At 61.8% G+C, this 12741-nt stretch carries 24 protein-coding genes; 23 read left to right on the plus strand and 1 reads right to left on the minus strand.

The annotated features are described in order from the left end of the window. The 14 genes from P1K30_RS13640 to P1K30_RS13705 form a co-directional block, all read left to right on the plus strand. The coding region (locus P1K30_RS13640) for an EF-Tu C-terminal domain-related protein (protein ID WP_476748546.1) at positions 1-177 on the plus strand (177 nt) is incomplete at its 5' end. Positions 178-326: 149 nt separating this feature from the next. Further along, positions 327-641, plus strand: a complete 315-nt coding sequence (gene rpsJ, locus P1K30_RS13645) for a 30S ribosomal protein S10 (RefSeq protein WP_224813467.1) — start codon at positions 327-329, stop codon at positions 639-641. 15 nt (positions 642-656) lie between these two features. Beyond that, complete coding sequence (gene rplC, locus P1K30_RS13650; RefSeq protein ID WP_275633307.1) at positions 657-1526, plus strand: 50S ribosomal protein L3; 870 nt, start codon at positions 657-659, stop codon at positions 1524-1526. Continuing rightward, positions 1523-2140: a 50S ribosomal protein L4 gene (gene rplD, locus P1K30_RS13655; protein ID WP_275633308.1), complete on the plus strand. Its 618-nt coding sequence runs from the start codon at positions 1523-1525 to the stop codon at positions 2138-2140. The genes rplC and rplD overlap by 4 nt, the downstream gene beginning before the upstream one ends. Next, positions 2137-2430, plus strand: coding sequence for a 50S ribosomal protein L23 (locus P1K30_RS13660; RefSeq protein ID WP_275633309.1), 294 nt, complete (start codon positions 2137-2139; stop codon positions 2428-2430). Before rplD ends, P1K30_RS13660 begins: the two co-directional genes overlap by 4 nt. A gap of 209 nt (positions 2431-2639) precedes the next feature. Then, a complete protein-coding gene (locus P1K30_RS13665) occupies positions 2640-3203 on the plus strand; it encodes a toxin-activating lysine-acyltransferase (RefSeq protein ID WP_275633310.1) in 564 nt (187 codons plus the stop codon). Then, entirely contained in the window at positions 3188-4192 is a 1005-nt protein-coding gene (locus P1K30_RS13670) for a Hint domain-containing protein (RefSeq protein WP_275633311.1), read from the plus strand. The genes P1K30_RS13665 and P1K30_RS13670 overlap by 16 nt, the downstream gene beginning before the upstream one ends. A 120-nt stretch (positions 4193-4312) precedes the next feature. Beyond that, complete coding sequence (locus tag P1K30_RS13675) at positions 4313-4765, plus strand: DUF4174 domain-containing protein (protein ID WP_275633312.1); 453 nt, start codon at positions 4313-4315, stop codon at positions 4763-4765. Positions 4766-5017: 252 nt separating this feature from the next. Next, entirely contained in the window at positions 5018-5860 is an 843-nt protein-coding gene (rplB, locus tag P1K30_RS13680; protein WP_275633313.1) for a 50S ribosomal protein L2, read from the plus strand. A gap of 3 nt (positions 5861-5863) precedes the next feature. Continuing rightward, positions 5864-6142, plus strand: coding sequence for a 30S ribosomal protein S19 (gene rpsS, locus P1K30_RS13685; RefSeq protein ID WP_275633314.1), 279 nt, complete (start codon positions 5864-5866; stop codon positions 6140-6142). Positions 6143-6147: 5 nt separating this feature from the next. After that, on the plus strand, positions 6148-6528 hold the full coding sequence (gene rplV / locus P1K30_RS13690; protein ID WP_275633315.1) for a 50S ribosomal protein L22: 381 nt from the start codon (positions 6148-6150) through the stop codon (positions 6526-6528). Continuing rightward, a complete protein-coding gene (rpsC, locus tag P1K30_RS13695) occupies positions 6528-7253 on the plus strand; it encodes a 30S ribosomal protein S3 (protein WP_275633316.1) in 726 nt (241 codons plus the stop codon). The genes rplV and rpsC overlap by 1 nt, the downstream gene beginning before the upstream one ends. Positions 7254-7265: 12 nt before the next feature. Beyond that, positions 7266-7679: a 50S ribosomal protein L16 gene (rplP, locus tag P1K30_RS13700; RefSeq protein WP_275633317.1), complete on the plus strand. Its 414-nt coding sequence runs from the start codon at positions 7266-7268 to the stop codon at positions 7677-7679. A gap of 118 nt (positions 7680-7797) precedes the next feature. Further along, positions 7798-8418 (plus strand): 2OG-Fe(II) oxygenase family protein, encoded by a 621-nt coding sequence (locus tag P1K30_RS13705; protein ID WP_275633318.1) that lies wholly within the window; start codon positions 7798-7800, stop codon positions 8416-8418. 82 nt (positions 8419-8500) lie between these two features. Here P1K30_RS13705 and P1K30_RS13710 read toward each other — a convergent pair whose 3' ends face one another. Continuing rightward, positions 8501-8968, minus strand: coding sequence for a PRC-barrel domain-containing protein (locus P1K30_RS13710; protein WP_275633319.1), 468 nt, complete (start codon positions 8966-8968; stop codon positions 8501-8503). Positions 8969-9285: 317 nt separating this feature from the next. Between P1K30_RS13710 and rpmC the strand changes: the two genes are divergently transcribed. The 9 genes from rpmC (at position 9286) to rplR (ending at position 12683) form a co-directional block, all read left to right on the plus strand. Then, complete coding sequence (gene rpmC, locus P1K30_RS13715; protein WP_275633320.1) at positions 9286-9498, plus strand: 50S ribosomal protein L29; 213 nt, start codon at positions 9286-9288, stop codon at positions 9496-9498. Between the two features lie 4 nt (positions 9499-9502). Further along, entirely contained in the window at positions 9503-9733 is a 231-nt protein-coding gene (gene rpsQ, locus P1K30_RS13720; protein ID WP_275633321.1) for a 30S ribosomal protein S17, read from the plus strand. A gap of 75 nt (positions 9734-9808) precedes the next feature. Then, positions 9809-10177 carry a 50S ribosomal protein L14 gene (gene rplN, locus P1K30_RS13725; RefSeq protein ID WP_137793019.1) on the plus strand — a complete coding sequence of 123 codons (369 nt, stop codon included), beginning with the start codon at positions 9809-9811 and terminating at the stop codon, positions 10175-10177. A gap of 1 nt (position 10178) precedes the next feature. Further along, positions 10179-10484, plus strand: coding sequence for a 50S ribosomal protein L24 (rplX, locus tag P1K30_RS13730; RefSeq protein WP_275633322.1), 306 nt, complete (start codon positions 10179-10181; stop codon positions 10482-10484). Next, complete coding sequence (gene rplE / locus P1K30_RS13735) at positions 10484-11044, plus strand: 50S ribosomal protein L5 (protein ID WP_275633323.1); 561 nt, start codon at positions 10484-10486, stop codon at positions 11042-11044. Before rplX ends, rplE begins: the two co-directional genes overlap by 1 nt. 13 nt (positions 11045-11057) lie before the next feature. Then, on the plus strand, positions 11058-11363 hold the full coding sequence (gene rpsN / locus P1K30_RS13740) for a 30S ribosomal protein S14 (RefSeq protein WP_275633324.1): 306 nt from the start codon (positions 11058-11060) through the stop codon (positions 11361-11363). Positions 11364-11375: 12 nt separating this feature from the next. After that, complete coding sequence (gene rpsH, locus P1K30_RS13745; protein ID WP_275633325.1) at positions 11376-11768, plus strand: 30S ribosomal protein S8; 393 nt, start codon at positions 11376-11378, stop codon at positions 11766-11768. A gap of 10 nt (positions 11769-11778) precedes the next feature. Then, positions 11779-12312, plus strand: a complete 534-nt coding sequence (gene rplF / locus P1K30_RS13750) for a 50S ribosomal protein L6 (protein WP_275633326.1) — start codon at positions 11779-11781, stop codon at positions 12310-12312. A gap of 11 nt (positions 12313-12323) precedes the next feature. Then, positions 12324-12683, plus strand: a complete 360-nt coding sequence (rplR, locus tag P1K30_RS13755; RefSeq protein ID WP_275633327.1) for a 50S ribosomal protein L18 — start codon at positions 12324-12326, stop codon at positions 12681-12683. Positions 12684-12741: the final 58 nt, after the last annotated feature.

Genomic DNA, 12741 nt, shown 5'->3' on the forward strand with positions numbered 1-12741 from the left:
GACGTGACCGGCACCGTGACGCTGGCCGAAGGCACCGAGATGGTGATGCCGGGCGACAACGTGTCGTTCTCGGTTGAACTGATCGCGCCGATCGCGATGGAAAACGGCCTGCGCTTCGCCATCCGCGAAGGTGGCCGCACCGTCGGCGCCGGCGTCGTGTCGGAAATCGTCGAGTAAGCAGGGCTTCTGCCCCCGCAAGCTCGCCATCCGGGCGGCGGGCGACCCCACGGGGTCGCCGAAAGCCCGGACCACCGGCCTTCGGGCTGAAACCGGTTCGATGAGGGGCGGATGATCCGCCCCTCCTCTCAACTGAAAAGGAAAAGAAAATGGCAGTTCAAAGCCAAAACATCCGTATCCGCCTGAAGGCGTTCGATTACCGTGTGCTGGATGCCAGCACGCAGGAAATCGTCAACACCGCCAAGCGGACCGGTGCCCAGGTGCGCGGGCCGATCCCGCTGCCGAACAAGATCGAGAAGTTCACCGTTCTGCGCGGTCCGCACGTCGACAAGAAGTCGCGTGACCAGTGGGAAATTCGTACCCACAAGCGCCTTCTGGACATCGTGGACCCGACCCCGCAGACCGTGGACGCGCTGATGAAGCTCGACCTCGCTGCCGGCGTCGACGTGCAGATCTCGGTTTAAGGGGGGTAACGGACAATGTTGCGCTCTGGAGTTATCGCAAAGAAGGTCGGGATGACCCGTATCTTCCAGGAAGACGGCAAGCAGGTGCCCGTCACCGTTCTGCAGCTGGACAAGCTGCAGGTCGTGGCGATGCGCACCGTCGAGAAGGACGGCTACAGCGCCGTTCAGCTGGGTGCCGGCACCGCCAAGGCCAAACGGACCTCGGCCCCGATGCGCGGCGTTTTCGCCGCCGCGAAGGTCGAACCGAAGCGGAAGATCGCCGAGTTCCGGGTTGCCCCCGAGAACCTGATCAACGTGGGCGAGGAAATCACCGCGAACCACTACTTCGAAGGTCAGTTCGTCGACGTGTCGGGCACCTCGATCGGTAAAGGTTTCGCCGGTGCCATGAAGCGTCACAACTTCGGTGGTCTGCGCGCCTCGCACGGCGTGTCGATCAGCCACCGTTCGCACGGCTCGACCGGTCAGTGTCAGGACCCGGGCCGCGTGTTCAAAGGCAAGAAGATGGCCGGCCACATGGGCGCTGCCCGCGTGACCACGCAGAACCTGCAGGTCGTCAAGACCGACGCCGACCGTGGCCTGATCATGGTCAAAGGCGCCGTTCCCGGCCACAAGGGCGGCTGGGTCACCATCAAGGACGCGGTCAAGAAGCCGACGCCCGAGAACGTGATCTATCCCGCCGCGCTGAAGTCGGCCGCTGAGGAAGCCGAGCGCCTTGCCGCTCAGGCCGCCGAGGAAGCCGCCGCCGCCGAGGCAGCCGAAGCCGAACGCCTTGCCGCCGAGCAGGCCGCAGCCGAGGAAGCCGCGCTGAAGGAAGCCGAAGCCTCGATCGAGGCCGAGAAGTCCGAAGATGGCGACGCCGCTTCGGAAGGAGGCGAAGAGAAATGAAGACCGACGTCCTCAAACTGGATGGCGCCGCTGCGGGTTCCGTGGATCTCGACGACGAGATCTTCGGCCTGGAGCCCCGTGCCGACATCCTGCACCGCGTCGTGCGCTGGCAGCGCGCGCGTGACCAGCAGGGCACGCACAAGGTCAAGACCCGGTCCGAGACCAGCTATTCGACCAAGAAGATCTATCGCCAAAAAGGCACCGGCGGCGCTCGCCACGGTGACCGTAACGCGCCGATCTTCCGGAAGGGTGGTATCTACAAGGGTCCGACCCCGCGCAGCCACGCTCATGAACTGCCGAAGAAATTCCGCAAGCTGGGCCTGAAGCACGCGCTGTCGGCCAAGCTCAAGGAAGGCTCGCTGGTCATCCTCGACTCCGCCGAGTCCGAGGGCAAGACCTCGGCGCTGGCCAAGCAGATCAAGTCGCTTGGCTGGAAGCGTGCGCTGATCATCGACGGTGCGACCGTGAACGAGGGCTTCGCCCGCGCCGCGGCCAACATCGATGGTGTGGACGTGCTGCCCTCTGTCGGTGCCAACGTGTACGACATCCTGCGCCGTGACACTCTGGTGATCACGAAGGCCGGTGTCGAAGCCCTGGAGGCTCGCCTGAAATGAGCAAAGCAGAACTCTACGACGTGATCCGCAAGCCGATCATCACCGAGAAGGCGACGATGGCTTCCGAAGCCAACGCCGTTGTCTTCGAAGTGGCGATGGCGTCGACCAAGCCGCAGATCCGCGAAGCGGTCGAAGGCCTGTTCGGTGTCAAGGTGAAGGCGGTCAACACCACCATCACCAAAGGCAAGGTGAAGCGGTTCCGCGGCCGTCCCGGCAAGCGGAAGGACGTCAAGAAAGCCTATGTTACCCTTGAAGAGGGCAACACGATCGACGTGACCACTGGTCTGTGATCGGGCAGGTGGGTTGAAAACCCACCCTACGAATTCGGAAGGGCCTCAGCGAAAGCGGGGCCCTTTCGCTTTGGCGCGGCCACACGGCTGAATGCTCTGCGGAGAGGTGCCGTATGGGCGAGCAAATCGTTCTGGCACCACCATAGAGCTTGATACATGCAAAGTTTCATGCATGGTTAATTAACAATATTTTTCAGAGCTGTTTGACGATGTCTTCGAAGACCATTCAGCCCGACCACCCGGACGCCATTACGCTGTCGGCCCTTGGTGAAATTGCTTTTCTTGCAGGGCGCTCGCCGGTTCATTCCCGCGCGCCGACGGACACGCTGCGTCACTGGTGGGAAACGCCGATCGCGCTGAACCAATACTGGTGTTTCCGTGCTGATGGCGTGCCTCGGCTGGCGCTGTCATGGGCCTCGTTAAGCCCGGAGGCAGAGCGGCGATATGTCGTCGACCGCAAACCGCTGCGGATCCAGGACTGGTGGAGCGGACCACAAAAATGGGTCATCGACTGGATCGCGCCCTTCGCTATCCCGCGTCTGAACATGGAGGTCCGGCGCTGGCTGGTTACCACGGGTTTTCGCGATAGCGGCAGTGTCCGGTTCTTGCGGGTGGGGCAGGGGCGGTCAATCAGGTCGATCACGGAACTGAACAGGGCAGAGAACGGGACGGTTCACCGGGATTTTCTCGACATCACAGCATTTCAAACCGGCGGGGTTGCGACCAGCAGGACCGGCGACACAGGTGAGGACCACAGATGGGAATTTGGGTAGAGCAACTTGATGTAAATTACACGCTCGGAGCCACGATCGAGACGTTCAACGACGACGACTTCGACATGGCCTCTTCCGAGGATCCCGACTACGTCGTTTATCTGAAGACTACGCAGTCTGATAACACACAAGCACTGTCGTTTGAATTTGACTTCGATGGCTCGAGTGAAACCACTTTCATCTTGGAGCCCGAGCCTGATCTGATCATTACGCCCACCTATGTGACGAGTCCTTTCACGGTTGGCGTTAGCGATCAGGAATCCGGGACCTTCCTCGTGACTGTCCTCTGGGGGCAGGACGACCTCGCAGGTGAATCTGTGACGCTGACGGTGACGTCCGACCCGACGCAGCCGAATATCGACGCGGATACAGATACGATTACGTTCGTGCTTAGGGATCAAGAAGAGGACTTTGTGGTCGACACGGTTTGCTTTGCAACAGGCACGGCGATCGGCACGCCTTGCGGAACCAAAGCCGTCGAGTCGCTGCGTCCGGGTGATCCGATCCTGACGGTGGATGGCCGGACTGTCCCGGTCAAGTGGGTGGGCCGCCAATCGATGCACCGGCTGCTTACCGATCCGAACCGGTTCTCTCCTGTCCGGGTGGCTGCCGGTGCTCTGGCTGACGGAATGCCGCGGCGAGATCTCGTCCTGACCAAAGAGCATGGGCTGATGATCGACGGGTTGATCATCAACGCGGGCGCGCTGGTCAACGGGACGACCGTCACGGTCGAGCCGGTAGAGACGCTTCGCTACCGCGAGACGTACTACCACGTCGAGACAGAAGGCCACGATCTGATCCTGGCCGAGGGGGCCCCGGCAGAGACGTTCCTTGACACCGGGACGCGGTGCCGGTTCGACAACTACCTTGAATACCGCCGGCTTCATGGTGCGGACACTCCGGGCCCGGAGCGTGGCGAGCTCCGGATCTCGTCCGCCCGCCTGGTTCCCAGGCACATCCGTGAAAGGCTGGCCGCGGTCCCGGCGTAGGATGGGCTTTCACTCCATCCGTCCCCGTCCGCACATCGGCGCCGGTCTGTAACTGAACCGCCCACTACTCCTCTGCGTAGACTGAACAACACGCAGCCATGCGACGACGGAGCAAACGACATGCCGGTGACACCCACGATCCTACGCCCCCTTGCCTTCGTGCTGGGCGCCGCGACCGCCACAGGCGGCGGAGCGGCCCAGTCCGACACGGCGGCGGCCCTGTTCCGTCCGCTGGACTCGGCGACGCCGAACCTTGACGTCTATCGCTGGGACAAACGCGTCGTCCTGCTCTTCGCCGAGGATGATCTGGACCCGACGCTTGCCACGGCGCGGGCACGCCTTGCCGCTGCCGCAGCGGGGCTTGCCGAACGCGATATCGTCGTGCTGACCGACACAAACCCCGGGGCGGGCGGTGCCATCCGGTCCGGGCTTGGCGTGGGCGGTTTCGCGATGGTGCTTGTGGGCAAGGACGGCACCGTGAAGCTGAACCGCTCGGCCTTTATAGATGTCGACGAACTGTTCGGCGTGATCGACGCGATGCCGATGCGCCGGCGCGAGATGCAGGACGGCTAGGCCGGGGACGGGCAGGGGCCGCCATCTGCCCCGACGCCGTGAATCCCGGGGCGTCGACTTGACGTAACCCGGGCGATCCTCTAAACGGCCACATCCGCCGCTGCCCCGGATTCGTCCGGGGCTTCGTTTTTCGTGCGGCGGCGCATCATCGGGGACCTTCGGGGCCCTATACCACGGCACCCCACCCGGTACGGGGATGCCCAAACATAGCGGGCCGCAAAGGTCCGCATTGCTAAACGGAAGACAGAAAGCATGGCACTCAAGTCGTACAAGCCGACGACGCCGGGCCAGCGCGGGCTGGTGCTGATCGACCGTTCGGAGCTGTGGAAAGGACGTCCTGTCAAGTCCCTCACCGAGGGTCTGACGAAGAAGGGCGGCCGGAACAACACCGGACGTATTACCCAGCGCCGCCGTGGTGGCGGAGCGAAGCGGCTCTACCGTATCGTCGACTTCAAGCGGAACAAGTTTGACGTCGAGGGCGTAATCGTCCGCATCGAATATGACCCCAACCGGACCGCGTTCATCGCGCTGGTGCAGTACAACGACGGCGAGCAGGCCTACATCCTGGCCCCGCAGCGTCTTGGCGTTGGCGACAAGGTCGTCGCGTCGGCCAAGGCCGACATTAAGCCGGGCAACGCGATGCCGTTCTCGGGCCTGCCGATCGGTACCATCGTCCACAACGTCGAGATGAAGCCCGGCAAGGGCGGTCAGATCGCTCGTGCTGCTGGCACCTACGCCCAGTTCGTCGGTCGCGACGGTGGCTACGCCCAGATCCGCCTGTCCTCGGGCGAACTGCGCATGGTCCGTCAGGAATGCATGGCCACTGTTGGTGCCGTGTCGAACCCCGACAACTCGAACCAGAACTTCGGTAAAGCCGGCCGGATGCGCCACTATGGCAAGCGCCCGTCGGTCCGCGGTGTCGTCATGAACCCGATCGATCACCCCCACGGCGGTGGTGAAGGCCGGACTTCGGGCGGTCGTCACCCGGTGACCCCGTGGGGCAAGCCGACCAAAGGTGCAAAGACGCGCAGCCGCAAGAAGGCTTCGTCGAAGCTGATCATCCGTTCGCGTCACGCCAGGAAGAAGGGCCGCTAACATATGTCACGTGCAGTTTGGAAAGGCCCCTTTGTTGACGCTTACGTCCTCAAGAAGGCCGAAAAGGCTCAATCCGCGAGCCGCAACGAAGTCATCAAGATTTGGTCGCGTCGCTCGACCATTCTTCCCCAGTTCGTGGGCCTCACCTTTGGGGTCTACAACGGCAAGAAACATATCCCGGTCAACGTGACCGAGGACATGATCGGCCAGAAGTTCGGGGAATACGCGCCGACGCGGACCTACTACGGTCACGCCGCCGACAAGAAAGCCAAGAGGAAGTAAGCGTCATGGGTAAGGAAAAGAATCCGCGCCGCGTGGCGGAGAACGAAGCGATGGCGAAGCTGCGCATGCTGCGTACTTCCCCTCAGAAACTGAACCTGGTTGCGGCGATGATCCGCGGCAAGAAGGTCGACAAGGCTCTGAACGACCTGACCTTCAGCCGTAAGCGGATTGCCGAGGACGTGAAGAAATGCCTTCAGTCCGCGATCGCCAACGCCGAGAACAACCACGGCCTTGACGTCGACGAACTCGTCGTCGCCGAAGCCTGGGTCGGTAAGAACCTGATCATGAAGCGTGGCCGTCCGCGGGCGCGTGGCCGGTTCGGCAAGATCCACAAGCCGTTCTCGGAGCTTACCATCAAGGTCCGCCAGGTCGAGGAGCAAGCCTAATGGGTCATAAAGTCAATCCGATCGGCATGCGCCTTCAGGTGAACCGCACCTGGGACAGCCGCTGGTACGCCGACACCAAAGACTACGGCAACCTCCTGCTCGAAGACGTCGCGATCCGTGAGTTCATCGAGAAGGAATGCAAGCAGGCCGGCGTCAGCCGCGTCATCATCGAACGCCCGCACAAGAAGTGCCGGGTGACGGTCCACACCGCGCGTCCGGGCGTGATCATCGGCAAAAAAGGCGCCGATATCGAAACCCTGCGCAAGAAGCTGGCGAAGATGACCGACAGCGAGCTGCACCTCAACATCGTCGAGGTTCGCAAGCCCGAGCTGGACGCCCGTCTGGTGGCCGACTCGATCGCTCAGCAGCTGGAACGTCGTGTTTCGTTCCGTCGCGCCATGAAGCGCGCGGTGCAGAACTCGATGCGGATGGGTGCCCTGGGCATCCGGGTCAACGTCGCGGGCCGCCTTGGCGGCGCCGAGATCGCCCGGACCGAGTGGTATCGCGAAGGCCGTGTGCCGCTGCACACCCTGCGCGCCGACATCGACTATGCGACCGTCGAAGCCGAAACGCCCTATGGCATCATCGGCATCAAAGTCTGGATCTTCAAAGGCGAGATCATGGAGCACGACCCGTCGGCTCGTGATCGTCGTCAGGCGGAGCTTCAGGAAGGTCCCGCGCCCCGTGGCGCCGGCGGTGGTCGCGACCGCGATCGTCGCAACTGAGGAGTTTAAGAGATGCTGCAACCGAAGCGCACAAAATTCCGCAAGATGCACAAGGGCCGGATCCGTGGCGAAGCCAAGGGCGGTTCCGACCTGAACTTCGGCACGTTCGGCCTTAAGGCCACGCAGCCGGAACGCATCACTGCCCGCCAGATCGAGGCCGCTCGTCGTGCCATGACGCGTCACATGAAGCGTCAGGGCCGCGTCTGGATCCGGATCTTCCCGGATACCCCGGTGACCTCGAAGCCCACCGAAGTGCGGATGGGTAAAGGTAAGGGTTCGGTCGATTACTGGGCCTGCAAGGTCAAGCCCGGCCGCGTGATGTTCGAACTCGACGGTGTGTCGGAGCCGATCGCCCGCGAGGCCCTGCGCCTTGCCGCGATGAAGCTGCCGATCAAGTCGCGTATCGTTCAGCGCGAAGACTGGTAAGCGGGTATGGGGTAAAACCCCATCCTACGAAATCTTGGAAGGGCGGGGTTATCCCGCCCTTTTCCTTTTGTGGGCGCATCGCCTATGGATCGTCCCGACCCGAACACACGAGGCCGCCATGTCCACGATCCGCTCTCTCTTCGTCACCCGCCTGTACCAATCCGCGCTGTCCGATCTTGGCGGGGCGGTGGATCAGGACGAGCTGCTCGCCTCTTGCTACACCATCGCCGAGGATGACGAGGCGGGGCAGGAGTGGTGCGAGCAGAACGACTATCCCGGCTATACGTCTTACGCCTCGCTGACCGACCTGCCGTGGCGGTTCCCGATCTTCGCGGAAATGGTGAAATGCCTCGACGCCCATGTCGCGGCCTTCGCCAAGGAACTTGCCTTCGATCTGGGCGACAAGGCGCTGGTGCTGGAAGACTTGTGGATCAATATCCTGCCCGAGGGCGGAACGCACTCCAGCCACATCCACCCGCATTCGGTGATCTCGGGCACGACCTATGTCGCGATGCCCGAAGGGACGTCGGCCCTGAAACTGGAAGATCCGCGCCTGCCGATGATGATGGCCGCGCCGACGCGGCTTAAGGGCGCACCGGAAGAGCTGAAGCCCTTCATCTATGTGAAGCCTTCGGTGGGCGACGTCCTGCTGTGGGAAAGCTGGCTGCGGCACGAGGTGCCGATGAACATGACCGAGGATGACCGGATCTCGGTGAGCTTCAACTACAGCTGGGGCTGACCGGCGCCCGGCTTTCGGATGCAGGCATGAAAAAGCGCGACCCCGAAGGGGCCGCGCCTTGGCAGGGCTATATGCCCTTCAATCAGTCCCAGAAGCCTTCGTCGATGTCTTCCATCGATTCCAGTTCTTCCTCGTTATAGCGGGTGACGTAAACGTAGGTGCTGTCATCGACCGGCACCAGCTTCACGTCTTCGACCGAGATCATCACGTGCTTGTCCGCGATGTCGAGGAAGCCGCCGACCTCGGCCACGATGCCGATCAGCTGGCCTTCTTCCGAAAGGATCAGGTCTTCGATCTCACCGATCTCGTTCCAGTCGGCGCCGACTTCGTTATAGGTGGTGTCCATGTCCCATGCCGAGCCTTCGTCGTTGGCTTCGTTCATGGTGTAGATCTCGCCACCAGTGATGTCGCGGGTACGGATCAGCTGTGCTTGATCCATGTTGTAAAGATCGACGCGGGCGCCATCCATTTCACCTTCGGCCATGTCGCTTTGCGCGAAGGCAGCGGTGCCGATGGTCAGGGCGAGCGTGCTAACAAGGATCGATTTCATAACTTGGTCCTCCGTTTCGTGTCTGCACCGCCAACACGCGCCGACCGCGGGAGGTTCCCATTTTCTTCCAAAGGTTTCCGCTTTCGCCGGTTTCCGTGGCGTCGTACAGGCGGGACGCAAGGCGGCCTGTTTCGGGACCCGCCAAAGGCCGCGTGCCCTGTATTAGCGGGCTGAATCCGCCTTTTCCCGTCGCTTCGGGACAGGCGGGGTTGCCAAGAGGCGTCAATCGTCGTAGACGCGGCGCTCTATCACGAACTCCACCGGAATCAGCGTAACCCGGCCAAGGGGCGCTCCGGTGATGTTGAAAGGAAAATGACATGGCACTTGATGCCAAGGAACTGCGTGACAAAACGCCGGACCAGCTGCGCGATGCACTGGCCGACCTCAAGAAAGAAGCCTTCAACCTGCGTTTCCAGCAGGCTTCGGGCCAGCTCGAAAGCACGGCGCGCATGCGCACGGTGAAGCGCGACGTTGCGCGCGTTAAGACCATCCTGAACGAAAAAGCGGCCGCCGCCGCGTCGGAGGCGTAAGACTATGCCCAAACGTATCCTGCAAGGCACTGTCACCTCGGACAAGAACGACCAGACGATCACCGTCTCGGTCGAGCGTCGCTTCAAGCACCCGCTGCTGCACAAGACCGTTCGGAAGTCGAAGAAATACCGGGCCCACGATCCGGAAAACCAATTCAAGGTCGGCGATACCGTTCGCATTCAAGAATGCCCGCCGGTCTCGAAGTCGAAACGCTGGGAGGTGGTGACCGCCTAAGGTCCCACCATCCGGTTTGATCGAAACCCTGGGGGGTAGAACAAAGACCAACCCCCATAGGTCGGGAGAAACCAAATGATCCAGATGCAGACCAATCTGGATGTTGCTGACAATTCCGGTGCCCGGAAAGTTCAGTGCATCAAGGTCCTGGGTGGTTCCAAGCGTAAGTACGCTTCGGTTGGCGACATCATCGTCGTCTCCGTCAAGGAAGCCATCCCGCGCGGCCGCGTGAAGAAAGGTGACGTCCGCAAGGCCGTCGTCGTGCGCACCGCCAAGGAAGTTCGTCGTGAAGACGGCACCGCCATCCGCTTTGACCGCAACGCCGCCGTCATCCTGAACAACGCAGGTGAGCCGGTTGGTACCCGTATCTTCGGGCCGGTCGTGCGCGAACTGCGTGCCAAGAACTTCATGAAGATCATCTCGCTCGCCCCGGAGGTGCTGTAAGATGGCCGCTAAACTGAAAAAAGGCGACAAGGTCGTCGTCCTGTCCGGCAAGGACAAGGGCAAGGAAGGCGAGATCGTCTCTGTTGACCCGAAAGCCGGTAAGGCCGTGGTCGAAGGCATCAACGTCGCGATCCGCCACACCAAGCAGACCCAGACCACGCAGGGCGGCCGCCGTCCGCAGGCGATGCCCATCGACCTGTCGAACCTGGCCTTCCTCGATGCAAACGGCAAAGCCACCCGCGTCGGCTTCAAGATGGAAGACGGCAAGAAGGTGCGTTTCGCCAAGACCACGGGAGACGTGATCTGATGCTGGACGCTGCTAACTACACACCCCGCCTGCGCACCCTTTACGTCGACACGATCCGTGCCGCGATGAAGGAAGAGTTCGGCTACAAGAACGACATGCAGATCCCTTCGCTGGAGAAGGTCGTTCTGAACATCGGCTGTGGCGCCGAGGCCGTTAAGGACTCGAAGAAGGCGAAATCGGCTCAGGAAGACCTGACCAAGATCGCCGGCCAGAAGGCAATCACCACCAACGCCAAGAAGTCGATCGCCGGCTTCCGCGTTCGTGAGGACATGCCGCTGGGCGCCAAAGTCACCCTGCGCGGTGACCGGATGTATGAATTCCTCGATCGCCTGATCACCATCGCGCTGCCGCGCGTCCGCGACTTCCGCGGCGTGAAGCCGTCGTTCGACGGCCGTGGCAACTTTGCGATGGGCCTCAAGGAACACATCGTGTTCCCCGAGATCGACTTCGACAAAGTCGACGAAGTCTGGGGCATGGACATCATCATCACCACCAACGCGTCGAACGACGCGGAAGCAAAGGCGCTGTTGAAGCATTTCAACATGCCGTTCACCGCTTAAGGAGCGACACATCATGGCTAAGAAAGCAATGATCGAACGCGAGAAGAAGCGCCAGAAGCTGGTGGAAAAGTACGCCGCCAAACGCGCCTCGCTGAAAGAGATCGTGAACGACGAATCCAAGCCGATGGAAGAGCGTTTCCGCGCTTCCCTGAAGCTTGCGAAACTGCCGCGCAACAGCTCGGCCACCCGTCTTCACAACCGTTGCCAGCTGACCGGTCGTCCGCATGCGTATTATCGCAAGCTGAAGATCTCGCGGATCATGCTGCGCGAACTTGGCTCCGCCGGGCAGATCCCCGGTATGGTCAAGTCGAGCTGGTAAGGAGGGTATGAAATGAACGATCCTCTCGGAGATATGCTGACCCGGATCCGGAACGCGCAAATGCGCGGGAAGTCCACCGTGGTCACCCCCGCCTCGAAGCTGCGCGCTTGGGTCCTGGATGTGCTGACCGACGAAGGTTACATCCGCGGCTATGACAGCACGACGACCGCCGACGGCCACCCGGCCATCGAAATCAGCCTGAAGTACTACGAAGGCACCCCGGTCATCCGTGAACTGAAGCGCGTGTCGAAGCCCGGTCGCCGGGTCTACATGAGCGTCAAGGACGTCCCGCAGGTCCGTCAGGGCCTTGGCGTCTCGATCGTCTCCACGTCGAAAGGCGTGATGTCGGATGCAAGCGCCCGCAGCCAGAATGTTGGCGGCGAGGTTCTTTGCACGGTCTTCTAAGGAGGGGCTGATGTCTCGTATTGGGAAAAAACCGGTCGAGCTGCCCTCTGGCGTAGAAGCCAAGGTGTCAGGCCAGACCGTTGAAGTGAAGGGCCCGAAGGGCACCCGCAGCTTCACCGCGACCGATGATGTGAACATCGCGGTCGAAGACAACGTCGTAAACGTCACGCCGCGCGGCAGCTCTAAGCGTGCCAAGCAGCAGTGGGGGATGTCCCGGACCCAGGTCGCGAACCTGGTGACCGGCGTCAGCCAGGGCTTCAAGAAAGAGCTCGAGATCAACGGCGTCGGCTACCGTGCGCAGGCTCAGGGCAATGTCCTGAAATTGTCGCTTGGTCTTAGCCACGAGGTGAACTTCGACGTCCCCGAGGGCGTCACGGTCACCACGCCGAAACCGACCGAGATCATTGTCGAAGGCAACGATCAGCAGCAGGTCGGCGAGGTCGCTGCGAAGATCCGTGAATGGCGGAAGCCGGAGCCCTACAAGGGCAAGGGCATCAAGTACAAAGACGAATATATCTTCCGCAAGGAAGGTAAGAAGAAGTAAGGACCGGATAAATGGCACTTTCCAAACGGGAACTGTTCCAGAAGCGCCGCCTGCGCGTCCGGAACAAGCTTCGCAAGATGAATGCCGGGCGCGTGCGCCTGTCGGTTCATCGTTCCAACAAGAACATCAGCGTCCAGCTGATCGACGACGTTCAGGGCGTGACCCTGGCTTCGGCTTCGTCGATGGAGAAGGACCTGGGTGTCGTGGGCCGCAACAACGTCGAAGCCGCCGCCAAGGTGGGCACGGTGATTGCAGAGCGCGCCAAGAAAGCTGGCGTCGAAGAATGCTACTTCGATCGCGGTGGCTTCCTGTTCCACGGCAAGGTCAAAGCGCTGGCCGATGCGGCCCGCGAAGGCGGCCTGAAGTTCTGATCTCGTCGGGCGCGCGTCATGCGCGCCCTTCGGACTATGCGGGCGGCGTGTCCGCCCC

It is taken from the genome of Psychromarinibacter halotolerans (assembly GCF_029168315.1).
GTDB lineage: Bacteria > Pseudomonadota > Alphaproteobacteria > Rhodobacterales > Rhodobacteraceae > Psychromarinibacter > Psychromarinibacter halotolerans.